Genomic DNA, 24,851 nt, shown 5'->3' with positions numbered 1-24,851 from the left:
GCCCGGAAGAGATACCTCATGCGCGACATCGACCACGACTACAGCGACCTCACCTTGACGATCACCCTCACTGGACGGGCGGCACACGATCTGCGCCGGCGCCGCGACATCACTGGGATGACCGGCGAAGCCGTTGCTGAAGAGGCAGTCTCCGACGGAGTGCGACACAGCACCTACAACGCCCTCTACCGCAACCGTGTCGAGCACATCACCACTCTTGATGGCTGGGCCAAGAAGCTGGCCGACATCGCTCTGGCGCTTGGGGCCATGCCCCGCATCGACGCGGCTGCCATCGTGGCCGGTGCCGAGGACCAATTCGGGGCCAACCTTCTCGATAACGTACACGCGGTCAACTTCCAACGCCTAAAGGACATGTGGTCCGGCGTCACCATCGGATGGGGCGAGCGGGAAAACGGTTCCATCGGCCCGCTTGAACCCGCCAAACTCCCCGTCGAGATCACCCCCGATCAGCACGACGCCCTGGAGCGGATCGGACACCCAGGCACCATCAGCCAAGGTGCGGCAAGGGCTCTCTCACTCGGGATCCCTCAACTCGACCCGACCCCAGGTAAGGTCTTCGATTCACGACGCCAGCGTCGCATGACCGCCGTTGTCACTCGGGGCGACATCGGCGTCTTCCACGCCCTCTGCGTAGAAACTGAGACCTGGGGCGAAGGCGAAACCGAACACGAAGCCTTCGCCACCCTCCACGAACGCACTACTGAACACGTCAACCGGCAACCTGAAGTGCTCGACCGGTGGCCCCTCATCGACCCATTCGAACTCAGCATCAAGGGCCGCCCCGTACGCCTGGCTGCAGTGCTAGACAAAACCGAGACTGGCCAATGGACCGGCAGAGAACCACTGACCCGGATCGCAACGGGGCCACACCCCACCCGTCACGCCGCAATCCAGGCGCTTCAACAGGAAGTCAAAGCCCACGCCGAACTTGAGGGACTCCCTGCCGAGATCAACATACTCCCGCTCGATATCGCTTGCCCCCAGGAATGGCTGGAGAAGCAAGAAGCGGAGCGCCTGAAGTCCCTGAGCCCCGAGATTCAGCAGGCTGCTTATCGCAGGTTCTACAGGGAATCGGAACAGTGACGTTGGAAGCGGTCTGCTGATGTCGCCTCGTCTGCATCCTTTCTCGGCAACACACCAGGGAAGAACATCCGCGCCAAGGGGCGGCACCGTATCAGCGGATCCTCGGTTACCGAAACCGGGGATGCCGCCGCATCCTCTGAACACGACGACGGCCTGCACAACCCCAACGGGATCGTTCAGGCCGCCGTCACGCAGGCCCCGGAATTAACCAACAACGTCCGGATACTCCGCGGGGGCTTCTGCTTGTCACGTGTGTCACGCATCTGTCACAGCCCCTATGAGCGGGGTCCTGACTTTAGCTGTTTGACCAGGTGGAAGACCTACCGGGCCGATTCACGGCTCCCCACTTCCTGGGCTACTTCAGTAGATCGCGCTATCCCGCCGCAGCGACCGGGAGCTCGCCGGTGCCAAACACTGAGCCTTTTCCATCCTCAGCTTGAGCAGGTCAGGTGAAGAGTGAGGACGGCTTGAACGACCCTGGTGATGCGTGTGGTCGAGCATCGGAGCCTGCACAGGAGGCGCCAGGTCTTGAGGCTGGCGATGGCCGGTTCGACCAGGGCTCGGATCTTGGCCTGTGACCGGTTCATGGCCTGCTGGCCGCCGGAGAGGCTCTCCCAGCGGTCTCGGCAGGGGACGCGGGCAGCCGGACCGGCGCCCTGGTAGCCCTTGTCTGCCCAGCAGTTGAGGTCCGCTGCGGTGAGTACGTCGAGAATGCCGTGCTCACGTGCGGCGCGGATGTCATGAACGGCCCCAGGCAAGGCGGGTGAGGCCCAGAGCAGGCGTCCGGCCGGGTCGGCGACGACTTGGACGTTCATACCGTGCTTCTTGTGTTTGCCCGAGTAGAAGGGCCGGTCGGCGGCAATGCGGTCGATGGTCAGGAGCGTGCCGTCGAGCAGGACGAATGCCTTCCTCTATGCGTCACGCACGGCTTGTTCGAGGGTGGGTGCCAGGGCGGCCAGTAGGTCGATGGCTTCGGTGATGTACCGGTACGCCGTGGCCGTGCCGATGCCGAACCCGGCGGCGAGCTGGGCATAGGGGTGCCCGTTACGCGGGTGAGCAAGGGTGAGCAGGGCTTGTCGGCCGGCGCTGAGCCGGCGCCATCGGCTCCCGATCGCACGGCGACGGTCGCGTATGCGGGAGGTGAGGTAGAAGGTACGAGGTGGACAGGTCAAGTCCAGACGGGTAGACAAGCACGCGAAGCCTCTGGTTGAAACGGGTGATCTTGGTCTTGAACCCCTCTACCAGGGGCTTCACTTATCTGCCACGTCAACTGCCGGACCAGCACGACAGGTTAGAAAGAGCTCACTGATCGGGCTTCCCCAGGTACGGCTGCAAGGCCCGCCTGGCCTCGGACGAGAGCCGGTCCGGGTCAATGGTGCCCACGGCGACGGCGAGCGCCTCCCCGCCCATCTGCGGGAAGGACGCCACCAGCAGTCGCTCTTCGTCGAAGAGCGGCTCGATCACCTGGAACACGGCTGCGGCACTGATCGAGATGTCGGGGCTCGCCAGCAAGAGCTCGACGAACCGGAAACACCGCTCCAGGACGTCGTCGTCCGCGCCGTCCGCCGTCATGGAACAGAGCCTCGGGATGAGGAACCCGTCGGTGAAGATCTCCTTGAGGAAGTCGTAGAGATCTAGGTCACCCGCAGCCTGCGCCTGTTCCTTGAGCTCCGGCACCATCTGACCGAGCAGGCTCGGAATGGCGTACCGAGAATTCACTTCCATTTCGCTTTTACTCCCTTTTCATTGATGAGATCGGGCAAGACGTCAGGGCCCGCCTCCCGATGGAAGCAGGCCCCGACGCAATCATCCGCTCCAGGTCGGCCGAACTGTCAGGCGACCTGAAGTGCAGGCGGATCCAGGAGGTGATGGACGCCCAGCGGGTCGACGCCGTCCTTCAGTGCCTCCTCGAGACTCGGGTGATCTTGGTCTTGAACCCGTCTCCCAGAGCTTCACTTATCTGTCACATCAACTGCCGGACCAGCACGGCAGGTTGAAAAGAGCTCACTGTCCCCATCACAGAGAGCACCGCAGTCACATGGGCATCCCAGCTCGTGTCCACTCCCAACACCACCTCCCCCGCAGTGCGACGACGGTTCTGCGGAGCAGTCGACGTATCGGACATGGCCGAACTGGAACCGGACATGCCCGGTCCGATAGTGCGTCGCGTTGCCGGCACCGGGCCGGGTCAGGCGGTCAGAATCGTGAGGGCGCCACAACCATCGGCAGGCCCCTATCGGGGCACACCCCGCCGGCCCGGCACCGACAACGCACCCTCCCCGACCAACGGCCGACAATGTGACACCGGGACACTTTGGTCAGCAACACCGTGGGCCAGACCCGGGCCTGGGACGGCACCTGCCCATCCTCCCGCCCGCCACCGCACCCCCACCCAGAAATACTGAGCATGCTCAGTCCCAACTCGTGGGACATCCCGTATCTGACTCCAACCGATCACGATGCGGCGCAAAGACGGACAACTCGGTTCAGGTTGCTTCACAACCGGCCTCCTGTTCGTCTGCAGCCACAACGCCGGACGCTCGCAGATGGCCGCCGCGCTCCTGGCTCACCGCGCCGGAGACCGGGTCACGGTGTCCTCCGCAGGTACGACCCCGTCCGGTGAGGTGGAGCGGGGCGTCGCCCGGGCCCTGGTCGAAGCGGGCGTCGACCTCGCCGACGCCCACCCAGAGCCGCTGACCGACGAGGTCGTCCAGGCCGCCGACATCGTCATCACGATGGGCTGCGGCGACGCCTGCCCGATCTTCCCCGGCAAGAAGTACGTCGACTGGGCAATGGAAGACCCGGCTGACCAGGGCGTCGAAGTCATCCGTCCCATCCGCGACGAGTGCAAGACCCGCGTCGAAGCCCTCATCGCCGAGATCGACGCCCAGCAGAAGGCGTGAGCACGATGACTGAGGGGGACGTCATACGCGAGGTCATCGTCATCGGCTCCGGCCCCGCCGGATACACCGCCGCCCTCTACACCGCCCGCGCCAACCTGAAGCCCCTGCTCTTCGGCAGCTCAATCTTCGTGGGCGGCTCACTGACCACGACCCCCTAGGTCGAGCACTTCCCCGGCTCCCCCGAGGGCGTCGACGGCCCGGTCCTCATGGAGAACATGCGGGCCCAGGCCAAGCGCTTCGGCGCCGAGATGGTCGACGACGACGTCGAAGTGGCCCGGCAGCCAGCGAGGGCACGGGCCCATGTCTGTGTCCGGCAGACGTGCCGTTCAGTGGCCCTGTAGTGCAATATCGTCTGCCCGGCAGCGACGCTATCCCAGCGCCCACCGCGGGAATGAGCCCCTGAACGCCGCGAGCAGTGAGGAGTCATCGTGACCGAATACGGGCCTGACGCGGACGGTGGGCCGACCACTCGTAGTCCCGAGAGCGGGGGTGGCCGGAGGGCAATGACGTTGGCGGAGGCGCTGGCGGCGGCGGAGACCGCTGCGCCCGTGGAGTCACTCGACGTGGTCGCGCGCATGCTCAAGGAGCGTCTCGGGGCCGCGTCGGTGTCGTTTCTCATCACCGATTTCACCGGCGGCTCGGTCGTACGGCTGGGGGTGGCGGGCAGCGTTGAGACTGGTGAGCCCGCCCGCCGCATCAGGCTGCGGGGCTCCCTGTACGACGACGTGATCCGCACCCAGCGGCCGTATGCGGAGGCCAAAGCCGGGGGCGCGCTGGTACGGGTCGTCGCCCCGGTGACCAACCGCGGGGACGCCATCGGGCTCCTCGAACTGTTCCTGCCCTCGGCGCCGGACGCGGAGGTGATGCGGGAGATCGGTGAGACCGCGCACGCGCTGGCGTACATCGTCATTGCGAACCGGTCCTACACCGACGTATACCAGTGGGGACGGCGCACCACCCCACTGAGCCTGGCCGCGGAGATCCATCACCAGCTGCTCCCCGCGTCGCTGGCGTGCGAGGCGGCGCAATTCTCGGTTGCCGGCGCGCTGGAGCCCGCCGACCACGTCGGAGGTGACACCTTCGACTATGTCGTCGACCGGGACACCATGCAGCTTTCCGTCACCGACGCCATGGGGCACGACGTCGGCGCCGCGCTGCTGGCCACCCTCCTGGTCGGCGCCCTGCGCCGGGCGCGGCGGGCCGGTGCCGGCCTCGCCGAACAGGCCCGCCAGGCTGACCAGGCCGTGCGCGAGCACGGCGGCCAGAGCTATGTCACCGGTCAGCTGCTGCGTATCAGCCTGGTCGACGGCAGGAGCGAGTTCATCAACGCAGGGCACCCCTGGCCGCTGCGCATGCGGGACGGGCAGGTGCAGGAGATCACTCCGGAGGTCGACATGCCGTTCGGCTTCCAGATCCCCCACACCTACCGGGTCCAGACACTGGACCTACGCCCTGGTGACAGGCTGGTGATGCTCACCGACGGCATGCTGGAGCGCAACGCCGACAGCCTCGATCTGTCGGACCTGATCGTGCGCACCCGCGCATTGCATCCCCGCGAGGCCGCCCGCACGCTGATCGCGGCAATCGTCGACGTCAACGACGGCCACCTGCAGGACGACGCGACCGTCATGTGCCTGGACTGGCACGGCATCGGCCACTCCCGGCGGGACGCCGACACCGGCGCCGACATCGCCGACGCCTCTGCCCCGTCGCGAACGGAAAGGTCCACTCCTGGGCGGTGACTTGACGAGTGCTTCGATACTCCGCCAGGCGGTGTCGTCAAGAGTCACGCCCACATCAGGAGTGCTGCGAGGGTGACAGCTGCCAGGAGCGGTTGAAGATCCGTTCCATGCGGCCAACGCACCCGCCGACACCGATTACGCCTAGGGCCTGTCTCCTCGATCAGCGTCATACGGCCGCACCGGCTTGAGTTGCCGCTGGCTGCGTTCCGGGTTACTTTCGATACGCAACCGTAGCGTAGCGAAAGTGGGAGTCGGAGTGGCAAGCGCACCGAATAGCCCGCGGGCCCACGGCACGGACGGACCGTCCGCGATGGGGCGGCCACGTGACACCAGTCGCGGGCTGGCCATCCTGGAGGCGACGCTGTCGCTGCTCACCGAGGTGGGTTACGAGCAGCTGTCCATGGAGGCGGTCGCAGCACGCTCCGGGTCGGCCAAGACCACGATCTACCGCCGCTACCGCGACAAGGCCGCGCTCGTCGCCGCCGCCGTCGAGCACCGCGCGCAGGCCACGCCGCCCGAGCTTGCCGCAGACGATCTCCGGGAGAACCTGCTCGGCCTCGTCTCCTGGTTGGCCCGGCAGATCGCCGAGCAGGAGATCGGCCTGCTCGGGGCCCTGTTCGCCGGGATGCGGAGCGATGCGCGGCTTGCGGAGGAGATGCGACGCATCCTGCGCCGCGACGAGGCCGCGATGACCGACGAGCCGCTGCAAAGGGCGATCCGGCACGGAGAACAGCTGGCCCCCAGGGCCGCCGAGCTCTTCGCTGAGATCGCTCCGGCCGTGATCGTGCACCGCATCGTGATCGCGGGCGAGCCGTGCGACGAACCGTTCGTCGCCCACCTCGTCGATGACGTCCTCCTGCCGCTCCTGCGCACCCACTGACCCCCCGCCCGCCGCACGCGTCGAACGCGCGCTGCGGGAACGAAAGGAACCCCGCATGATCGTCATCACCGGTGCGACCGGCGCGCTCAACGGCGCCACCGTCGAACACCTCCTCAAGCGCCTGCCCGCCGAGCAGATCGGCGTCAGCGTCCGCGACACCGCCAAGGCGCAGCACTTCGCCGACCGCGGAGTACGCGTGCGCCAGGGCTCCTACCAGGACCCGGCCGCGCTGCGGCACTCCTTCGAGGGCGCCGAGCAGGTCCTACTCGTCTCCTCCAACGACCCGCACGCCGACGCCGTCGCCCTGCACCGCGTCGGCATCGACGCCGCCGTAGCCGCAGGAGCCCACCGCATCCTCTACACCAGTCACCAGGGGGCCGGAGCGGACAGTCCCTTCCACCCGGCCCGCGACCACGCCGCCACCGAGCAGCTCCTCGCCGATTCGGGCGTCGCCTGGACCGCGCTGCGCAACGGTTTCTACGCCCACAGCCTGGGCTGGCTGCTGGGCCCCTGGCAGCAGAGCGGCACCATCACCGCCCCGGCCGACGGCCCCGTCTCCTGGACCGACCGCGCCGACGCCGCCGAGGCCGCAGCGGTCATCCTGGCCGGGGACCGGGCGTACGACGGCGCGGTCACCCTCACCGCCCGCCAGGCCGTGACGTTCGACGACGTCGCCTCCCTGGCCTCGAAGATCACCGGTCGCGAGGTCGAGCGCGTCACGCCGCCCGATGAGGAGTGGATCGCGGCCAAGGTCGCCGCCGGCACCCCGGAGGCAATGGCGCGGATGTCACTCACCACCTTCAAGGCCGCCCGTGAAGGCCGCTTCGCCGGAGTCGACCCGCTGCTCGCCGAACTCCTCGGCCGCGAACCCCGGACCGTCACCGACCAGCTCGCAGCGGACATCGACAATGCCTGAACGAAGGAGCTGACGGCGTGCTCAGCAGGGGGGGGATCTCACCGATGACGAATGGGCAGTGCTGAAGCCGCTGCTCCCGACGAGCAACGGCCGCTGCGGCCGGTGGAGGGATCACCGGCAGGTGATCAACGGGATCATCCACCGGCTGGGCACCGGCTGCCAATGGCGTCAGCTGCCCGCCCGCTACGGCCCGTGGCAGACCATCCACAAGCGCCACATGCTGTGGTCCGCCGACGGCACCTGGGAACGACTGCTCCAGCACGCCCAGGCCGTCGCCGACGCCGGAGGCGGCATCGACTGGAACATCAACATCGACTCCACCTCCATCCGCGCCCACCAGCACGCTGCCGGAGCCCCGACCAAGCCGCCGGCACGAACCTCAAAAAGGGGCACGCACAGACCGACGTACTGCACGAAGCACTCGGGCGTTCGCGCGGCGGGTTCACTACCAAGATCCACCTGAGTGCAGACGGCAAGTGCCGGCCGCTCTCACTGCTCATCACGCCCGGACAGCGGGCGGACTGCACCCAATTCGAGGCCGTCATGGACAAGATCCGTGTTCCCCGCCTCGACCCGGGCCGGCCCCGGAGACTGCCGGACAGTGTCAGCGCCGACAGGGCCTACAGCAACAGCCTGATCCGCACCTATCTCCGACGCCGCGGCATCCGGCACACCATCCCGGAGAAGTCCGATACCAAGTCCGCCCGATTACGGCGGGGTTCGCGCGGCGGTCGACCACCCGGCTTCGATCCAATCCGGTACAAGGCCCGGAACACCGTCGAGCGAGCGATCAACAAGATCAAACAGTTCAGAGGTGTTGCCACTCGCTACGACAAGCGCGGATACATCTACCTCGGCACGGTCACCGCCGCCGCCCTCCTCATCTGGCTACGCTCATGATCGAGGAGACAGGCCCTAACTGAGCGTTTGGTGTTGTTTCATAGCGATACAGTGCGGTTTAGTGGCCTAGCCGCATTGGGGCAGGTGGGGGCAGTGAGCGAGCAGGCAGTAGTTGCGGCGACAGAGGACTGTTTCGTCCCGGCAGCTCCTGTCTCCTCCCAACTCGGCCCGGCCCGCGCCCCTTTACCCGCTGGCCAGACCGCTCGCCGCGCGGTACATCCAAAACATGACCCCGCACACCGGGTATCCCAGCGACCTGTCCGATGAGCGCTGGGAGCTGATCGAACCCGTACTCGCCGCCTGGCGGGCCCGGCGCCGCCGCGACGCCCTGGACATCGGCCGACCACCCGAACACGACCTGCGGCAGATCATGAACGCCATCCTGTACGTGGACCGCACCGGGATCCCCTGGCGCTACCTGCCGCACGATTTCGCCCCCTGGGCCACGACGTACGGCTACTTCGCCAAGTGGCAACAGGACGGCGTGTTCGAGGAGCTCACCGGCCTGCTGCGTCGCCTAGTCCGGGAGGCCGAGGGCCGCGGGCCCGAGCCGTCCGCCTGCGTGCTGGACTCCCAGACCATCAAGACCTCCGCCAACGTGCACCGAGCCGACCAGGGCACCGACGCCGGGAAACGGATCATCGGCCGCAAGCGTCACCTCGGCTGCGACACCCTCGGCCTGCTGCTGACCGTGCTGGTCACCGCCGCCAGCGTGTCCGACACCGCGGCCGGCGTGACCCTGCTGTCCCGCATCGCCGCCGCCCACCCGCGGGTGACCAAGGCCTGGGTGGACGCCGGCTACCGCACCACCGCCATCGACCACGGCGCCCGCCTCGGTATCGACGTCCACCCCGTCCAACGCCCGCCGGGCGCGCGCGGGTTCACCATCATTCCGCGCCGCTGGACCATCGAACGCAGCATCGGCTGGCTCATGCACCACCGCAGACTCACCCGCGACTACGAGAGGCACCCGAGCCGCTCCGAAGCCATGATCCACCTCGCGATGATCGACCTCATGGCCCGCCGCCTCACCGACGAAACCACCCCCAACTGGCGCGGCACCTGAACCCGGTACCAAACACACCTCACAGGGCGAAACACTCACTAAGCCGGGAAGCCGCGCGTCTCCGCCTTCTCATTCAGCCTGTGGTCGCCGGGTTCACTGATCCGGTGGTGCGGCGGTGTTCGGCGTTGATGCGCTGGGCTTCTTCGAGTTGGTCTTCGAGGATGACGATGCGGCAGGCGGCCTCGATGGGGGTGCCCTGGTCGACGAGTTCCCGGGCGCGGGCGGCGATGCGCAACTGGTAGCGGGAGTAGCGGCGGTGTCCGCCCTCCGAGCGCAGCGGAGTGATCAGGCGGGCCTCGCCGATGGCGCGCAGAAAGCCCTGGGTGGTGCCGAGCATCTCGGCGGCCCGGCCCATCGTGTAGGCGGGGTAATCGTCGTCGTCGAGACGGCCGAACGAGTCGCCTGCTGTCATCTGCACCTCTCTGTAAAACGCGTGGAGGGGCCCGGGTGCTGTGTGGCACCCGGGCCCCGAAGGAACTGCTACACCATCTGCCGGCCCTGATACTGCACCGGCCTTCTGTTTCCGCCGACCCGACCTGAAAGTCGCCGGGATTGCGGGGATCGCGGTTGCTTGACCGGAGACCACCTCACTATCGATGTCCTGCGGTACCCGGGCTCAAGATTTCCGCCCGGGCGATCCTGATGGCGCCTGGTCCCTCCGTTCTTCCCTCTTGGATCACTTGCTCACTTACGGGAACTGCGTACTGCTGGTCCTGCGAACTGCTTTGCCGTGCTGGTGACCTGAGTTAGCGCCACGCTTCGACAGCCAGCCCCGTCGCCTCTCCTGCATCCGCTCTGGCTTAGAACCCCACTACCGAACCTCCCGGTGCGCGCGCCCGCAGCCGACGCCTTCACCAAGGTGCTGCTCACTTGACTTCACTGCTGGATACCGCGAACTGCACTTGCTCACCCTGCGGTACTGCTCACGCGGCGGCCCCTGATCACTGCGGGCCACCCGGTCCGGCCGTCAGTCCCGTCGCCGTCCTGCAACAACCCTGGCTTCGGAACTCCACCACCGCACCGCCTTGCGCACTGCACCTACGTGTACTTCTGCCCGGCAGTTCGTCTCTGCCGGGCCTTGCTCGATCTCGGCTACGAGAGAAACCATAACCACACCGCCACCCAATGTCTACTCTGACCAACAGAGATTTTCGCGTGTTCGACAGTGAGGCATTCAACCTCGAACGACAGCGGTCGGACGGGTACAAGTCCGTGTCCGACGCATCCCGAAGCGGCACACACCGACGTCGCCGTCTTCCTGACGTGTCGAGGGATGTCCGGGCCAGACGGAGGGCACGCTCTACGGACCCGGCGCACTATGAGGGCTCCTCATAGGCGTCCTTGTCGGGCAGTACCGCCCCCGCGACGGGCGAGGATGACCAACCCACCGGTGACTCGATGGCTGCTCCGGTAGTCAGCTCCAGCCGCCCCTGGCCGCCGCCGCAGGCACAGGCGCAGGCCGAGCCGGTCAGTAAGCAGCCAGGGAAATAGCGGTGTAGTGCGCCGCGAAAGCTGCCACGGTCAGCGCGTGGAAGACCTCGTGGAAGCCGAACCAGCGGGGTGAGGGGTCGGGCCGCTGGAGGGCGTAGACCACCGCGCCCGCGCTGTAGAGGAGACCGCCGGCCACGATCAGGACGAGTACGGCCACTCCGCCGGTGTGCAGGAAGTCGGGCAGGTAGCGCACCGGTGCCCATCCGAGGATCAGGTAGCACGGGGTGTACAGCCAGCGCGGGGCTGCGACCCACAGGACCCGGAAGGCGATGCCGGCCAATGCGCCCGCCCATACGATCCACAGCAGCACGGGCCGCTGGTCCGGCGGGAGAAGGAGCACGGCCAGGGGGGTGCAGGTGCCGGCGATGATCAGGAAGATGTTGGCATGGTCGAGGCGCCGCAGAAGAGCCTCGCCTAGGGGGCCCCAGGTGCCGCGGTGATAGATGGCGCTCGTTGCGAACAGCAGCAAGGCGGTGACCGAGTACACGGTGCAGGCCAGGACCGCCTGTGGGGTGCGGGCCAGGCAGGTGAGTACGACGCCTGCGATCAGCGCGGCGGGGACCATTCCGGCGTGGAGCCAGCCACGCAGCTTCGGCTTGATTGGTTCGGCCAGGTCGGCCGCCCGCTCCACCAGAGCAGCAACCGGGTGAGCCTCATCGCCCGAATCGTCACCTTGTGATGTGCAAGGCAGTCCGTCGTCACGGCGTTCTCGACGTGCTGAGGCGAGGTGACCGCACTCGACTTCAGCGGCGTCGCGGGACACAGCTTCCCGCCCTCCCCCGGACTCCTGGGCGTCAGTGGCAACCATGCGGTCATGCTAAGAGATCTCACCCGGACAGGATCATGGGAGGCCGGTCCCCAGCCTCTGACGCACGTCGCCGGTCAGGGGCTGCTCCGCCACCGTGTGAACCACATCCCCGCTGACACTGCGGCCAATTGGGCCTTCCGAAGCCGAGTAGATCGGCCGGTCATGGGAACGATCAGGGCTTCCGAACGGGTTCTCGGCCCGTCTACGCGCAAGGATCGCCGATGCTTCCTGAGGTCCGCCTCCACCTATCCGCCCCCCTCGCACTCCAGCTGGAACACCAGCTGGGCCTGGCTTCGCGTCTCGAAGCCAGCCATCTTGATGTGGAGGGCGTCGCCAGCGTCGCAGTCGTCGCAGCAGCCCACTCCGATGGCTACGCGGCCACCGGTCATCTCCTCGGGCTGCTGGCCGCGCTGCCTTCCCCCACGAAGGAAGGAGAGCCCTTCTGGTCGGACCTGTGGAGGTCTTCGGGCACCGCATACCTGCTACCCGTCAACATCAAGGCGCTGGTGCTGCGTTCCCTGGCGGGGGAAGGAACCGCCCTGGCCCGACAGATCCTCTCGGCCGTCGACGAGATGACCCCTCCCCAGCGCGTCGCGGCCGGCGAGGTGATCGGTCAGGCCCTCGCCGAGTCCGACCATCTTCCCGACCTCAAGACACAGGTCATCGGAGAACTGTGGCTCAGAGATCTCGAACTCACCGCCTGGCGCGTCCTGCATGCGGACCGCAGGTCAGACGATTTTGCTGGACGGAAAGCCTTCCTCGACGCCTGGACCAGCGTCTGATCGTCTGTTCCCTCCACGCTGTACGACAGCCGCACAGGGCGTGGGGCGCCCGCGACCGGGACGACGTGCGGCAGCCCCGGCCTCGTATCCCGGCATATCGGTCTCGGTGTCCCTGCCGCTTCCGAGCAGCGTCCTGAGGCCGCCGACAAGCTGCGCGCCGGCAACCGGACCGTGGCCTCCCGCCCGGCCGATCGGCAAAATCGTACGTCGCCGACCAAGGCCGTCCCCCAGGCCCGCCTCAACGGATCAGGGCCGCGCAGCCATTGCTGCGCGGCCCTGATCCTGCTTACCAGGAGTCCTGTCGACGCCCGGCGTGGCAACGGGTCCCATGGTCCGGCTGAAAAGACGGCCCGCACGGGGCTACGGCAGTCACCGGACGTGGCGGGCACGAGCCCTCGGGCCCCTCGGGTAAGGCCGAGAGGTCAGGCCGGGTTGATGTTCTCGGCCTGCGGGCCCTTCTGGCCCTGGGTGACGTCGAACGTCACGGCCTGGCCCTCCTGGAGCTCACGAAAGCCGGAGGAGTTGATCGCGGAGTAGTGCGCGAAGACATCCGGGCCACCACCGTCCTGAGCGATGAAGCCGAAACCCTTCTCCGCGTTGAACCACTTCACAGTCCCCGTAGCCATAGTCATGCCTTCCAGTCGATGAATGCCTTCCACTCCATGTGGAAGGCAGAGGTGATCGCCCTGGTTCCTGCGGCACAACACAGCAAAATGCCCACGCCAAAGAGCGTGGGCAAAGGGGAATTCCGAACCACGACAGCTGACGCAGACGCTACACGCCCGCACTCCACGTCACCATAGAAATGATCACTCCGCACACCGGGATCGTGCCTGCCGGCGCCGGCGGATGCTCACCTCAGGCCGCAGCCGGTGTGCCGGCGTTGATGCGCTGGGCTTCTTCGAGTTGGTCTTCGAGGATGACGATGCGGCAGGCGGCCTCGATGGGGGTGCCCTGGTCGACGAGTTCCCTGGCGCGGGCGGCGATGCGCAGTTGGTAGCGGGAGTAGCGCCGGTGTCCGCCCTCGGAGCGCAGCGGGGTGATCAGGCGGGCTTCGCCGATGGCGCGCAGGAAGCCCTGGGTGGTGCCGAGCATCTCGGCGGCCCGGCCCATGGTGTAGGCGGGGTAATCGTCGTCATCGAGACGGCCGAACGAAGCGTCTGCTGTCATTGCACCTCTCTATGGAACGCGTGGAGGGGCCCGGGTGCTGTGTGGCACCCGGGCCCCGAAGGAACTGCTACACCATCTGCCGACCCTATTACCGCGTCGGCCTTCTGTTTCCGCTGACCCGACCGAGATGAAGTCGGGACTGCTGGGATCGCGGTTGCTTGACCGGAGACCACCTCACTACCGATGTCCTGCGGTACCCGGGCTCAAGACGTCCGCCCGGGCGATCCTGATGGCGCTCGGCTCCTCCGTTCTTTCCCTCTTGACCAACTACTTGCCGACCTGCTGGTGACCTGAGTAAGCGTCACTCTCCGGCAGCCGGCCCCGTCGCCACTCCTGCATCCGCTCTGGCTTAGAACCCCACTACCGAACCTCCCGGTGCGCGCGCCCGCAGCCGACGCCTTCACCAAGGTGCTGCTCATTTGACTTCACTGCTGGATACCGCGAACTGCACTTGCTCACCCTGCGGTACTGCTCACGCGGCGGCCCCTGATCACTGCGGGCCACCCGGTCCGGTCGTCAGCCCCGTCGCCGTCCTGCAACAACCCTGGCTTCGGAACTCCACCACCGCACCGTCCTGCGTACTCCACTTACGGGTACTGCTGCCCGGCAGTTCATCTCTGCCAGGCTCTGCTCGATCTCGGCTACGAGAGAAACCATAGCCACACCAACACCCAATGTCTACTCCAGCGGGCATAGATTTCTGTGCGCTCGAATAAGAGGTAACCCACCCTGACTGGTCCATGGATGGTCGACGCAGCGCCGGCGCTCAGGTCCGGTCCGCGAGTGGCCCACGGGCCGCGCAGCCGTCCAGCTTCCTGTGAGGCCGGGACGGTGCCGCAATGCGCAGACTGGAGCTCTGGCAGCTGCCTCAGTACCTCGACGAGGTTCTGCTTCACCGGGCCCGCGGTGACTCTCGAGCCCTCGCCCGCCTGCCTGTTCCCACCCGACCGGTAGCGTCTCCGCGGGTTCGGCCCCACTCGAGCAGGCCGTGGGCCAGCACCGTGACGCGGGCCTGGCACGGGCGCACGGCAGCGTGCCGCCAGCCGCCATGCGTCGGTTGTGGCCGCCTTTTCTCCGGCAAGCACTGTGGCTCGGCGTGCTTGCGGGTGGAGGGGCAGGGCACAGGGATCGGATCGGCAGAGGCCGGGCACGGACGATCAGAGACCGGGGTGACCCTGATGAACATGATGGCCGTCAATGCCACAACCGACCGTTCTGCGACGGCGGTTGCCGACGCACGCGATACGACGCGGGTCTTCCTCGAATGCCTGCGCCAGCCGACTCTGGCCCCTGACGCGGCGGACACCGTGGTCTTGGTCGTGTCTGAACTAGTCACCAACGCCCTGCGTCACGGCGGAGGGCGCTGCACGTGGGACCTGGCAGCGCACCCTGACACCATCGAGGTGGCCGTCCACGACCCCAGTCGGCATGCGCCGCGCATGCGCGCCCCTGACCTGAACGGCGACACCGGGGGCTTCGGCTGGCCCATGGTCAACCGCCTCGCCCGCTCCACCGCGATTACCCGCCTGGCCTCCGGCGGCAAGACTGTGAGCGCCCGTCTTCCCCGGTAGCTCCCCAGCACCGCCGCTCAAGCAGCCGGTCGGCCGACACATACAATCTTGCGCATGTCGAAGCCTGACGAGTTGCTCGTTGACGTCGCAGCCCTGGTGGAATCCGGGCAGAGTAACCAGATGTCCCTGACGGTGGTCACCGGTGGTGCTGTCATCACCGGCCGTCTTGCTCCCGAAGCAGTGTGGAGGCAGAGAGTGTCGGAGGTGCTGACGGATTCGGAGCGCTTGGCAGAGTTCTCCACCGTCTTCAATGTCCCCGCGAAGAACGACGGGCCGCCTACGTATCTGCACTTCCATGTCGCCCGGATCCTGCAGGGCACCGTGGGGATCCCCGAGACGGGCGGGATGTACCGCGTGGCGATCGAAGACATCAGCACCTGGACCGTGGGCGACTTCAGCTACTCCGACCACTGAGCAGCCACTCAGCAAGAACCCGCCGCATGCAGTGTGGGCCCGACCGGCTCGCGCCGGTCGGGCCCACACTGCCGTCCAGGTACAGGCTCGTACCTGTTTCCTCCGTCAGACGGAAACGGGGGTGCCGAGCATCGCGGAAGCCTGCTGGACCGAGCTGAGGATGCGTACAGGTGCGGCCGTGGGGAGGGTGCGACAGGTGAAGCCGAGCTGAGCCATGGCCCGAAGGACTTCGGCGGCGCTGAAGTCACGCCGGTCCTGGCGTGTGATGACCTGGCCGACTTGCTTGACGGGGTAGTGGCGGCGACCGATGATCACCGATTCGCCGCTGCCTCGTTCAGGCTTGATGCCCTTCATCGATTCCAGCACGCCGCTCTTGGTGAGGTCGAAGGGGAAGCGGGCGATGACACAACGCATGTGGCCTCACAGAGAGAAGGAGCGAACGGTCCGACCTGGATGAGGCGGCTCAGTGCGAGAGGGCAAGAACGCGCAGGGCGCCCTCTTGCCCGTCGACCACCGGCAGGGCCCCGACCCGGCGGGAGCGCATCGCGTGCTCGGCGTCGGAGGCAGCGATCACGGGTGAGATGGGCGTCCCGTGATCGCCGATGATGTCCCGGAGACGGACGCGGTCCGTGTAGGCGGAGCCGTCGCGGACGGCGGTGAGTTCGCTCCGGGTGACCAGGCCGGTGCGCTGGCCGTCCTGGTCGCAGACGACCAGCCGGCCCGTGCGGGCGGCAGTCATGACGGAGAGCGCCACCTCGACACTCATGTCGTCACAGACCTGCGGTCCAGCCGCGTCCCTGGCCTCAACCACCGCGTCGTGCACGGGGTTGGCACTCGCCGGGCGGGGCTGCATCTGAACCAGCGTCAAAAGGTGCCTCCTGCAGAGATGGGTCAGCTTCCTGATCACGAAAGTTCTAGGCCGCCACATCGATGACGGGCCGGCGTACGGGTGCGCGCCGGGCTGCCGAAGCAGGGCGGCGTCGGCCTCGGGACGAGGAGGCGCTGCGCTTGGGGCGTTCGGCCACCGGTGCGGTGATGACGACCGGGATTCCCGACGGGGTCTGGGCGCCGGTGATCCGGTTCAAAGCCTCCTCGCCCGAGCGGACTTGCGTGGTCTGCGGCCGGATTCCGGCATCCGTCATCAGGCGGACCATGCCGCGGCGCTGGTTCGGTGTGACGAGGGTGACGACACTGCCGGACTCGCCGGCGCGGGCCGTACGGCCACCGCGGTGGAGGTAGTCCTTGTGGTCGGTGGGCGGGTCGACGTTCACAACCAGGTCGAGATCGTCGACGTGGATGCCGCGCGCCGCGACGTTGGTCGCCACCAGCACGCTGACGTGCCCCGTCTTGAACTGCGCCAGCGTGCGGGTGCGCTGGGGCTGCGACTTGCCGCCGTGCAGCGCGGCGGCCCGTACTCCGCTGTTGAGCAGGTCCTGGGTCAGCCGGTCGACGGCGTGCTTGGTGTCCAGGAACATGATCACGCGGCCGTCGCGGGCGGCGATCTCGGTCGTGGCTGCGTGCTTGTCGGCGCCATGGACGTGCAGGACGTGGTGCTCCATCGTCGTGACCGCACCGGCCGACGGGTCAACCGAATGCACCACGGGGTCGGTCAGGTAGCGGCGCACCAGCAGGTCGACGTTGCGGTCCAAGGTGGCGGAGAACAGCATCCGCTGCCCCTCCGGACGCACCTGGTCAAGGAGCGCGGTGACCTGCGGCATGAAGCCCATGTCGGCCATCTGGTCGGCCTCGTCCAGCACCGTGATCCCCACTTGGTTCAGCCAGCAGTCGCCACGGTCAATGAGGTCCTTGAGCCGGCCCGGGGTCGCGACGACGACCTCTGCTCCTCCTCGCAGCGCGCCGGCCTGCTTGCCGATCGACATCCCACCCACCACCGTGGCCATCCGCAGCTTGACGGAGCGGGCATACGGGGTGAGCGCGTCGGTCACCTGCTGCGCCAGCTCACGCGTCGGTACGAGGATCAGCCCCAGCGGCTGGCGGGGCTCAGCACGCCGTCCAGCGGTACGGGCGAGCAGGGCGAGGCCGAAGGCAAGGGTCTTGCCGGAACCAGTGCGCCCGCGCCCCAAGACGTCACGGCCCGCCAGAGAGTTCGGCAGCGTCGCGCCCTGGATCGGGAACGGTGCGCTCACGCCCTGCCTACCGAGTTCAGCCAGCAGCTGCTCGGGCATGTCCAGATCGGCGAAGCCCTCAACAGCGGGCAGCGCGGGGGTGATTGTCCTGGGGAGCGCGAACTCACCCTGCACTGCGGCGGGCCGACGGCCGTAACCGCCGGAACGGGCCGGGCTGCCGGAACGGCGCGGTGCATGTGAGCCGAAGCGGCTGCACACCCTTCCCGGCATCGGCAGTGCCGTTACGGGTGCGGTCAGAACGGTCGCTCGTGCGTGTGCGGTTCATGCGGAACCTTCCTCGATGTGGCACATATCAAGGAATTCCCGCAGCAATGAGCGGCGTGGAGAATTACAAGTATGGACCGATGACAAAAGAAAGCACATCTGGCCGGCGGAAACCCGCGTGGGCGCATGTGCTGAAACGGTGACAAGGTGAAAACGCAAAATCCGGGCGCCGACTCCGGCGTTGCTCTTCAGGATGCGCCTGCACCGCTGAAGGAGAACCCGCGTGTGGCGAGACCCCGGGGATTCCCCCGCGCAGCCCCTCCGGCAAAACCTCTACAGGAAATGCGTGTAGCTGGGGCCCGCACCCCCGAGGGATGCGGGCCCCAGCTACACAGTCCGCGTCAGCGTCAGGCCGGAACGATGTTCTCGGCCGTCGGGCCCTTCTGGCCCTGCGCGATGTCGAAGGTAACCTTCTGACCTTCGAGCAGCTCACGGAAGCCCTGGGCGGCGATGTTCGAGTAGTGGGCGAACACGTCAGCGCCGCCACCGTCCTGCTCGATGAAGCCGAAGCCTTTTTCCGAGTTGAACCACTTCACGGTACCAGCAGCCATGTCATATCTCCTTTGGGGCAGTACATCGGAATCCACACTGTGCGGACGCCGTGTTGCCGCGATGATTACCCCGCCCGGAAAATGACCGGAAATACAAAAGTGCTCCCACCCGACAGAATCCGAGTGGGGGCACTTGAAGCTTTGGGAACCACAACTGCAACTAAGATCGACAGTAGCATGCCGGAACGGCCTGCGCGCGTTGCCTGATTCCACTCCACTCACCGCGGCATAAACTCTCACCGCGTGTTCCATCAAACCCTGCTCTCTCGGGCACAGATATTGATTCACCCGGAGTGCAATGTTTCAGGAAAAGTCACCAACGGCAGCGTTCCGATGCGGCCCTCGCACCCCTGCAGGGCATGCCACGTGCGCTCAGCGCCCATCGCCGAGGGACGGCGATCTGACGTCGTCAAGGGTGCTGTCGAGTGCTGCGGCCTCGCCTCAGGCAGGGTGCGGGGCCAGTACTCGAACAGGAGCCGGAGCAGGGCGCCTTCGGGGCCGTCGGTGATGCCGTGGGCGATGCAGGCGCGCAGGCGGTCACGGGCGTCCAGGGCTGCACTGTTCGGCGGCCTGTTCCCTGCCATGGCTGAAGCGCTCCCTGGCCTGCTGGTATGTCTGGTGGGCCAGGGTGTCGAGATCCCCGGAGTGCAGGACAGCGACCGGAATGAGGCCGGTTCCTCGGCGATGCCCTGCAGGCGCAGGCCCTGCATCTCGCGGGTCGCCCCTGAACGAGAGCGGTGGCTCGCGGCCCAGGAAGAGTGCTGGCGGCTGGCCGCCGCACTGGCGACCCACCCGTAGTTGCCCGCGACCCACAACCCATTCAGTGCCCGTAGGGCTGTCTTCGCCGCCGCACGTGCAGCTCAGGCCGTGGACTCTGCCAACGCGACGTATCAGCCCTAAAAGAGTTCGCCTTGTCCAGGCTTCTCGGCGTAGGGGAACACCCGGGTTTTCTTGGTGACACGACGTGGCTCTGTGGCGACGACCTTGCGGTCCCGCATCTTCTCGATGAGCGAGATGACCTGCGCGGGGCGGTAGACCGTCTCGAGCAGCGTGTACTGCTGAAGGTCTTCGACCAGCTGCCCACCGGGACTGCCGGCGATGACCTCCAAGAGCATGCGGCACAGTGGATCCGTGTTGGGCTCAAACTCCAGCTCCAGGGCCTGTTGTTGCACGTCCCTGGGATCCCGGTACTGGACGCCGTATGCGGGGTCGACACTCCACATGGCGTCCTTCATCTTCTCGACGCCCAGCGCGTGACGGGTTCCGTAGAGGAGGTAGAGCGGGTGCCCGCCTTCATCCACCATCTCGAAGTACAGGGTGTGGGGGAATCCGGCGCGTTTGATCGACTCGCGGTAGCGATCACGCAGATATGCGAACTTGCGTACCGCGGGTTGCGTGAACACGCCATGCCAGTCGGTGCCGCCGAACGCGGCATCGCCTGCGGCCCGGTGGCCGTCGTTGCTCTCAGCGAAACGGGTGAGGAAGTTCGGGACGAAGGTCAGCATCACCTCGGTCCGCTGGAACTGGGCCAGCTGCTGCAGCAGGGAGAAGGGAATGTCCGGGCCGCCGTAGCTGTCCAGCAACACGAAGAGCGGCTTACCCAGGTGCCCGCCTGATCGAAGTCTGTCGAGGAGTGTGGGGTGGCAGGTTCCGGTGTGGAGCTCAGTCTGCATGCGGGCGCTGATCTCATCTGGGGTGTGCTCGCGCGCGAGCACCAGCTGACGCTGCAGTTTCTCCACCCGGCGGGCGTCCTCTTCAACGAGGACCATTCGGGCCCTCTTGGGGCGTTGTTGCAGGGCCTCCGCGAAGACCCGGTGGGCGACGACGGGCGACCCCGGTTCGCCACCTACATAGACGCCGGGGCCGGCAAAGCCCTCCGCGTAGGTGACGCTGTCGTGGTGGGTCAGCAGAATGCGCGCCCATGGCTGCAGGTACTTCTCCAGCAGGTCATGCTTAGCTGCCGTATGCGGGTCTCGTGGCCAGACGACAGCTCTCGGTACAGCCATGTTCCCTCCCCCTTGCGGAAACCGCTCCCCGAGGCTGAGGATCACACAGCGTTTTCAACCAGCGCCAGACCCCGTATGGCCATTGGTTGGGTCCTTTCGCTCACGCAAGCGAGGACTGAAGCCCGACAGGCATCTCCGACCAGGTTTCCCCGGCAAGCTCTCGCCCGCCGGCCTTCGGCGTACGGCCGCCCCACTGCTTGAAGAAGAACGGCACCTCTGCGTCGCAGCAGATGTCGCGGATCTCCGTAACCCATTCCTCTTTCAGCGGCCGATGGTTCGGGCCGGATTCCCCGCCGGCAATCACCCAGCCGATCCCCTGCAGGTCGAGGTCAGAGAGCGGTCCCAGGAGCGGCTCGCAGGAGAGGAACCGTACGGCGGCGGGGACTTGACGGAGATCGTCGATGCGGTCGAGCTGATCCTCCGATTCGACGGATACACCCATCCAGAGATTGGGCGGCCACTCGAGACGCTCAGCAAGGCGACGCAGGCGCCTGGCGCGCTTCGTGAGCAGTTGGTACGTGTGCTGCGGTGTCTCCGCGATGACCTGAAATACCTGTTCCACAAAGGCCACAGGAACCTTGGCGTGGAAGAGGTCGCTCATCGAGTTCACGAAGACCATGCGGGGCGCCTTCCAGCGGAAGGGAACCTCAAGGGCGCTTGGATGCAGCGTGAGACCAAAGCCAGGGCCGGAGGTCCGCGGGTCGCCGTCGTTCTGATACTTGGCCGTCCCCATCGCCTTGAGGCGCCTGGCGAGGACTAAGGCGTAGCAGTTGTCGCACCCTGGCGTGACTCGATCGCAGCCGGTCGTGGGGTTCCAGGTAGCCTCGGTCCACTCGATCGCGCTTCGATCGCTCATCGCTGCCTCTCCTGCCGTGAGCCTCGAAGCACCTTGCGTACCAGGACGCTTCCGGTGCGCTGCCTAACGAGCGGCGCACCGAACTGGCACGCGATCCGCCCATCATCCACTTCGAACACACGTTCCGAGAAGAGGGTGCACTTCATATTCACGAGTAGGGCCAGAAATTGCCCTGCAGTCGGAGGAAGCGCAGGCGCAGCCACGAGGTGGGGCCGGTCTCGCCCGCGAGGCCATCGGTGAGGCACTGCCACAACCGATGGCTCCCGGCGGTTGCGGCGCGGTCGCGCTGCGTCCCGTCACGGCCAGACCTGGGGCGTGGCGCCAGAGCGTCGCTAGCTCGGTGGGGCCCCGGCGCCGCCGCCTGTCTGGCCTTCACGTTCGCCTCGCCAAGTCGCCTCGATCTCCCGTCGAGTGGCACGTACCTCAATGGGCGTCATGTTGTCGGGACGTCGCTGCATGTCGATGGTGGTGACCTCCGCGACGAATTCGACATGGTTCATCAAGGTGGTGGAGAGCTGGGCGCGGCACACCCTGGCTTCCTGCACGTAGTACTGCGCGAGCTGATACTCCTCATCACGTTCATCGGGCGACATGCCTTCTGCGTGCGCCCGAGTCACCGCCCGCTCCACGGCCTCGGTGGCAGCATCGAAGGCGTCCAGAACCCAACGTGAGTGGCGGGTGCGTGCTGCCAGGTCGAGCGGCCCCGGCGGCGGATCATCCAGGTAGGTATGGATGCTGCTTACGGCTGCGGGGATGTAGAGGCCGTCGGTGAGGGCCTCGTACAGGGCGGTGCGTGCCTCCTCCCGGAGCCGTTCGGCCGTCTCCTGGAAGCGCTGCGGGTCCGGATCCGTGGCTTTCAACGTCCGACGCAGGAGATCGTCCCAAGCTGCGATCGTTCTTCGCACCAACACGACGCGGGCGACTTGTCTTCGCGCCAGGTCCGACCGTTGAGCAGCCGCGTCCCTGGCCTGGGCGCTCGCTTGCTCCGCCTACGCCTCTCGGTGGCCGCGCTTTTGTAGGTGCAAGGGCCCCCAGTAGGCCGCAGCCCCTGTGACGAGGGCCCCTCCGAGCGCCCCCATGAGCCCATAAATCGCCTCTGACACGTCGCCTCCGTGCGGTCAGTCCACTCGGCTTTCATCCGATATCCACAAGCACACACGTTCCCGAGCCCCTCGCTTTACCGTGCTGCTCTCGTAAATCACAAGGGGGGCGTCATGCACAGAGTGGACCTTGCACGCGAGGCCGACGTGGCGCTGTGGTCGCTGCCGGATGACGAGCACGAGGAAATGCTGGCACTCATCGACGAGGTGGCCGATGCGCGCGAATACGACACCGGACCGATGGCAGCAGCCGACGCGGTGCTCCGTGGGCGGTGCTGGTTCGTTTACCTGGCGATCGGCGGTGCTCGACGTCGGCCAAATTGGCTGACCTAACACCTTCCTCCACATTGTCGAGATCGGATCGCGAAGGCGCTGCGCCGCAATGATGCCGTCTCTCTCAACAGCCTCCTCGCCTGACCCCGTTGCTCGCTGGGCGTGTTCGTTCCCGCCGCACTGCACCCGCCGCACGCCGAACACCGTCATCTCGACCAGGTCGCACGGGCAGGCGCCTGCCAGTTCGCTGACCATCGGCATGCGAGAGCGGGGCAGCATAGGGCGGGATCACCGGTTAGCCAAACCCGCGATCCCGCGCATCAGTGCGCGATCGACACACTTCCGAGCCGACCGCCGAGGCGGGAGGTCTCCCTACCGAACGCGACGCCGACACCAGCGGCCTCTTCCTCCTCCCCGCCTCCCCCTGCCCGCGGATGCCTCCTCGCCCACGAGCGTGGCCGATGCACACCCGCACCGGGCCCGTGATCAGCCAGTTTCAGTCAAGGCCGCATGCGCGGCGGCGAGGATCTCCTCGGAGAGCGGGGAACCCTTGGTGGCCCGGGACAGGACCAGCGCACCGAACAGGGTGCACAGGCGGACGATGCCGTCCTGGTCGTCACCGGCCAGGAAATCGGCGAAGTCGACCACCCCCTCGGCGTAGACGTGGCGGGCCTCTCGCGCCCCGCCCTCGCGCGCGATGTCGGTGGCGAGCGCGGCGACCGGGCAGCCGTCCGCCGGGTCGTCGCGGTGCTCGACGGAGAGGTAGGTGTCGATCAGCGCCTGCTGGGCGGCGGCGCGCTGCCCGTCATGTCGCTCGAGCCCGGCACTGTGGCGTTGAGCGAGTTCGGCGAAGGCGTGGGCGGTGGCCTCGTCGACGAGCGCCTCTTTGGAGGTGAACTGCTTGTAGAAGGCGCCGTGGGTCAGACCGGCCGCCTTCATCAGGTCGGCGACGCTGACCTGCGTGCCCTGCTCCCGGAACAGCCGGGAGGCGGTGTCCACCACCCGCCTGCGGTTTTCCTCCGCCTGTGCCTGCGATACGCGGCCCATGACCACCTCTCATTTGGATGTCGACTGGCATCTATCGTAGACCCGTGTTTAGATTGGGTGCATAATCTAATTACCGCGGGTGGCCGTCGGCGCCCGCCACGACCAGGAGCGAACATGGAACTGAAGAACGCGGTCGCAGTCGTCACCGGCGCCAATCGGGGCCTCGGGCGGCACCTGGCCTCCCAGCTCGCCGAGCGCGGCGCGAAGGTCTACGCGGCGGCCCGCCGCCCCGAGACGGTTGACGTGCCGGGCGTCATCCCGCTGCGACTGGACGTCACGGACGAGGCGTCGATACGAGAGGCCGCGCGCGTGGCGGCCGACGCGACGCTGCTGATCAACAACGCGGGCATCTCCACCGGCGCGACGCTGATGGGAGGCGACGTGGATGAGGTGCGCCGGGAGATGGAGACCAACTTCTTGGGCCCACTCGCCACGACACGCGCGTTCGCCCCGGTGATCGAGGGCAACGGCGGCGGCGCCGTGCTCAACGTCCTGTCGGCCCTGTCCTGGTTCCACCCGGCAGGACTCGGCTCCTACGCCGCGTCCAAGGCCGCCGCCTGGGCGCTGAGCGACGCGACCCGTGAGGAGCTGGCACCGCGCGGGATCACCGTCTCGGCGCTGCACGTCGGCTACATGGACACCGACATGGCCGTCGGCGTGCCCGCCGATCAGAAGGTCGCCGCCGCCGACGTCGCGGCCCGGGCCCTCGACGGCATCGAGACCGGCCTGCCCGAGATCCTCGCCGACGAGACCAGCCGGTACGTCAAGCAGAGCCTGTCCGCGGCACCCCAGCCGACCGCGGGCTGACGCTCACCCCTCCACCCCGGCGCGACCACCCTCACACCCCTCAGGCAAGGACA

At 67.1% G+C, this 24,851-nt stretch carries 25 protein-coding genes and 3 pseudogenes; 14 read left to right on the top strand and 14 right to left on the bottom strand.

The features are described from left to right. Positions 1–18: 18 nt before the first annotated feature. Positions 19–1,104, top strand: a complete 1,086-nt coding sequence (locus ACWFRJ_RS39435) for a hypothetical protein (RefSeq protein ID WP_453542698.1) — start codon at positions 19–21, stop codon at positions 1,102–1,104. A gap of 431 nt (positions 1,105–1,535) precedes the next feature. On the opposite strand, the pseudogene ACWFRJ_RS39430 reads toward ACWFRJ_RS39435, so the two are convergent. Further along, positions 1,536–2,298: pseudogene (locus ACWFRJ_RS39430) on the bottom strand (transposase family protein). Between the two features lie 108 nt (positions 2,299–2,406). Next, positions 2,407–2,829 (bottom strand): hypothetical protein, encoded by a 423-nt coding sequence (locus ACWFRJ_RS39425; RefSeq protein ID WP_453542695.1) that lies wholly within the window; start codon positions 2,827–2,829, stop codon positions 2,407–2,409. Positions 2,830–3,650: 821 nt separating this feature from the next. Here ACWFRJ_RS39425 and ACWFRJ_RS39420 point away from each other — a divergent pair. The 7 genes and pseudogenes from ACWFRJ_RS39420 (at position 3,651) to ACWFRJ_RS39390 (ending at position 9,511) form a co-directional block, all read left to right on the top strand. Beyond that, positions 3,651–4,007 (top strand): arsenate-mycothiol transferase ArsC, encoded by a 357-nt coding sequence (locus ACWFRJ_RS39420; RefSeq protein WP_453542693.1) that lies wholly within the window; start codon positions 3,651–3,653, stop codon positions 4,005–4,007. A 5-nt stretch (positions 4,008–4,012) separates the two neighbouring features. After that, positions 4,013–4,273, top strand: a pseudogene (locus ACWFRJ_RS39415) (NAD(P)/FAD-dependent oxidoreductase); the annotation flags it as partial. Positions 4,274–4,510: 237 nt separating this feature from the next. After that, complete coding sequence (locus ACWFRJ_RS39410; RefSeq protein ID WP_453542690.1) at positions 4,511–5,749, top strand: PP2C family protein-serine/threonine phosphatase; 1,239 nt, start codon at positions 4,511–4,513, stop codon at positions 5,747–5,749. Positions 5,750–6,059: 310 nt separating this feature from the next. Further along, complete coding sequence (locus ACWFRJ_RS39405; protein ID WP_453542687.1) at positions 6,060–6,629, top strand: TetR/AcrR family transcriptional regulator; 570 nt, start codon at positions 6,060–6,062, stop codon at positions 6,627–6,629. Between the two features lie 55 nt (positions 6,630–6,684). Continuing rightward, positions 6,685–7,545, top strand: a complete 861-nt coding sequence (locus ACWFRJ_RS39400; protein ID WP_453542684.1) for an SDR family oxidoreductase — start codon at positions 6,685–6,687, stop codon at positions 7,543–7,545. Between the two features lie 58 nt (positions 7,546–7,603). After that, a protein-coding gene (locus tag ACWFRJ_RS39395) for an IS5 family transposase (protein ID WP_453542681.1) occupies positions 7,604–8,445 on the top strand; the annotation gives its coding sequence in 2 pieces (ribosomal slippage) (positions 7,604–7,910 and positions 7,910–8,445; 843 coding nt in all). A gap of 226 nt (positions 8,446–8,671) precedes the next feature. Continuing rightward, on the top strand, positions 8,672–9,511 hold the full coding sequence (locus ACWFRJ_RS39390) for an IS5 family transposase (protein ID WP_453542678.1): 840 nt from the start codon (positions 8,672–8,674) through the stop codon (positions 9,509–9,511). 73 nt (positions 9,512–9,584) lie between these two features. Here the strand turns inward: ACWFRJ_RS39390 and ACWFRJ_RS39385 are convergent, their stop codons facing one another. Beyond that, positions 9,585–9,923, bottom strand: a complete 339-nt coding sequence (locus ACWFRJ_RS39385; RefSeq protein WP_453542675.1) for a helix-turn-helix domain-containing protein — start codon at positions 9,921–9,923, stop codon at positions 9,585–9,587. A gap of 1,056 nt (positions 9,924–10,979) precedes the next feature. Further along, positions 10,980–11,810 carry a PAQR family membrane homeostasis protein TrhA gene (trhA, locus tag ACWFRJ_RS39380; protein ID WP_453542672.1) on the bottom strand — a complete coding sequence of 277 codons (831 nt, stop codon included), beginning with the start codon at positions 11,808–11,810 and terminating at the stop codon, positions 10,980–10,982. Positions 11,811–12,031: 221 nt separating this feature from the next. Here trhA and ACWFRJ_RS39375 point away from each other — a divergent pair, with 221 nt between their 5' ends. Next, positions 12,032–12,592 (top strand): hypothetical protein, encoded by a 561-nt coding sequence (locus tag ACWFRJ_RS39375; protein ID WP_453542669.1) that lies wholly within the window; start codon positions 12,032–12,034, stop codon positions 12,590–12,592. Positions 12,593–13,014: 422 nt separating this feature from the next. Here ACWFRJ_RS39375 and ACWFRJ_RS39370 read toward each other — a convergent pair whose 3' ends face one another. Continuing rightward, the gene (locus ACWFRJ_RS39370; protein ID WP_019072426.1) at positions 13,015–13,218 is read right to left on the bottom strand and encodes a cold-shock protein; all 204 of its coding nucleotides are present in this window, start codon (positions 13,216–13,218) and stop codon (positions 13,015–13,017) included. A 232-nt stretch (positions 13,219–13,450) separates the two neighbouring features. Next, positions 13,451–13,762 carry a MerR family transcriptional regulator gene (locus ACWFRJ_RS39365; RefSeq protein ID WP_453542666.1) on the bottom strand — a complete coding sequence of 104 codons (312 nt, stop codon included), beginning with the start codon at positions 13,760–13,762 and terminating at the stop codon, positions 13,451–13,453. A gap of 1,178 nt (positions 13,763–14,940) precedes the next feature. On the opposite strand from ACWFRJ_RS39365, the gene ACWFRJ_RS39360 reads away from it, so the two are divergent. Next, positions 14,941–15,333, top strand: coding sequence for an ATP-binding protein (locus ACWFRJ_RS39360; RefSeq protein ID WP_453542663.1), 393 nt, complete (start codon positions 14,941–14,943; stop codon positions 15,331–15,333). 54 nt (positions 15,334–15,387) lie between these two features. Then, positions 15,388–15,747, top strand: coding sequence for a hypothetical protein (locus ACWFRJ_RS39355; protein WP_409061205.1), 360 nt, complete (start codon positions 15,388–15,390; stop codon positions 15,745–15,747). Positions 15,748–15,852: 105 nt separating this feature from the next. Here ACWFRJ_RS39355 and ACWFRJ_RS39350 read toward each other — a convergent pair whose 3' ends face one another. The 4 genes and pseudogenes from ACWFRJ_RS39350 to ACWFRJ_RS39335 form a co-directional block, all read right to left on the bottom strand. Further along, positions 15,853–16,161: an SCO5918 family protein gene (locus tag ACWFRJ_RS39350; RefSeq protein ID WP_409061204.1), complete on the bottom strand. Its 309-nt coding sequence runs from the start codon at positions 16,159–16,161 to the stop codon at positions 15,853–15,855. Between the two features lie 49 nt (positions 16,162–16,210). Then, positions 16,211–16,615 (bottom strand): CBS domain-containing protein, encoded by a 405-nt coding sequence (locus ACWFRJ_RS39345; protein ID WP_453542659.1) that lies wholly within the window; start codon positions 16,613–16,615, stop codon positions 16,211–16,213. 46 nt (positions 16,616–16,661) lie between these two features. After that, positions 16,662–18,159: pseudogene (locus tag ACWFRJ_RS39340) on the bottom strand (DEAD/DEAH box helicase). 346 nt (positions 18,160–18,505) lie between these two features. Continuing rightward, the gene (locus tag ACWFRJ_RS39335; protein ID WP_228917866.1) at positions 18,506–18,709 is read right to left on the bottom strand and encodes a cold-shock protein; all 204 of its coding nucleotides are present in this window, start codon (positions 18,707–18,709) and stop codon (positions 18,506–18,508) included. A gap of 582 nt (positions 18,710–19,291) precedes the next feature. Here ACWFRJ_RS39335 and ACWFRJ_RS39330 point away from each other — a divergent pair. Next, positions 19,292–19,507, top strand: coding sequence for a hypothetical protein (locus ACWFRJ_RS39330; RefSeq protein ID WP_453542655.1), 216 nt, complete (start codon positions 19,292–19,294; stop codon positions 19,505–19,507). Positions 19,508–19,605: 98 nt separating this feature from the next. Here ACWFRJ_RS39330 and ACWFRJ_RS39325 read toward each other — a convergent pair whose 3' ends face one another. The 3 genes from ACWFRJ_RS39325 to ACWFRJ_RS39315 form a co-directional block, all read right to left on the bottom strand. Then, positions 19,606–20,715, bottom strand: a complete 1,110-nt coding sequence (locus ACWFRJ_RS39325) for a three-Cys-motif partner protein TcmP (RefSeq protein ID WP_453542652.1) — start codon at positions 20,713–20,715, stop codon at positions 19,606–19,608. Positions 20,716–20,815: 100 nt separating this feature from the next. Then, entirely contained in the window at positions 20,816–21,571 is a 756-nt protein-coding gene (locus ACWFRJ_RS39320) for a DUF5131 family protein (RefSeq protein ID WP_453542650.1), read from the bottom strand. A 332-nt stretch (positions 21,572–21,903) separates the two neighbouring features. Next, a complete protein-coding gene (locus ACWFRJ_RS39315; RefSeq protein WP_453542647.1) occupies positions 21,904–22,476 on the bottom strand; it encodes a hypothetical protein in 573 nt (190 codons plus the stop codon). A gap of 309 nt (positions 22,477–22,785) precedes the next feature. On the opposite strand from ACWFRJ_RS39315, the gene ACWFRJ_RS39310 reads away from it, so the two are divergent. Beyond that, positions 22,786–23,004 (top strand): hypothetical protein, encoded by a 219-nt coding sequence (locus ACWFRJ_RS39310; protein WP_453542644.1) that lies wholly within the window; start codon positions 22,786–22,788, stop codon positions 23,002–23,004. Positions 23,005–23,430: 426 nt separating this feature from the next. Here the strand turns inward: ACWFRJ_RS39310 and ACWFRJ_RS39305 are convergent, their stop codons facing one another. Then, the gene (locus tag ACWFRJ_RS39305; RefSeq protein ID WP_453542641.1) at positions 23,431–23,991 is read right to left on the bottom strand and encodes a TetR/AcrR family transcriptional regulator; all 561 of its coding nucleotides are present in this window, start codon (positions 23,989–23,991) and stop codon (positions 23,431–23,433) included. Between the two features lie 114 nt (positions 23,992–24,105). On the opposite strand from ACWFRJ_RS39305, the gene ACWFRJ_RS39300 reads away from it, so the two are divergent. Beyond that, a complete protein-coding gene (locus ACWFRJ_RS39300) occupies positions 24,106–24,798 on the top strand; it encodes an SDR family oxidoreductase (protein ID WP_453542638.1) in 693 nt (230 codons plus the stop codon). Positions 24,799–24,851 lie beyond the last annotated feature (53 nt).

The organism is Streptomyces sp. NPDC055239 (genome assembly GCF_053606205.1).
Note: the sequence above shows the minus strand (reverse complement) of the source record. Positions and strands in the feature narration are given on the sequence as shown.